The sequence below is a fragment of the Chromohalobacter sp. HP20-39 genome (genome assembly GCF_033052815.1).
In the GTDB taxonomy this organism is placed as follows: domain Bacteria; phylum Pseudomonadota; class Gammaproteobacteria; order Pseudomonadales; family Halomonadaceae; genus Chromohalobacter.
In genome coordinates, this window is record NZ_JAWHTP010000481.1 from 1 (window position 1) to 299 (window position 299).

Consider the following 299-nt stretch of genomic DNA (forward strand, 5'->3'; position numbering starts at 1 on the left):
GTGGCAACGGCCATGCCGTTGATGACGCGCTGTTGCAGTACCTGTCGCCGCTCGGTTGGGAGCACATCAACCTCACCGGCGATTACCTCTGGCGCAGCAGCGCCAAGATCGGCGCGGGCAAGTTCAGGCCGCTACGACCGCTGCAACCGGCTTAGCGTGCTTTATTTTCCGTTTTCTGAGGCGACCCCAACCGGGCCTGCTGGTCCTCGAGCTGGCTACGCAGCGTCTTCACTTCGGCTTCAAGCCCCAGGTTGACGGTTGCCAGGGACTCAGCGCGCGCGGTGGCGGCCGCCGCTTCG

The 299-nt window shown here is 64.9% G+C and carries 1 protein-coding gene; it reads left to right on the top strand.

Annotated features, from left to right (window positions below; translation table 11 throughout):
- On the top strand, positions 1–155 hold a 155-nt coding region (locus RVY79_RS18885), incomplete at its 5' end, for a Tn3 family transposase (RefSeq protein ID WP_317466091.1).
- Between the last annotated feature and the right edge of the window lie 144 nt (positions 156–299).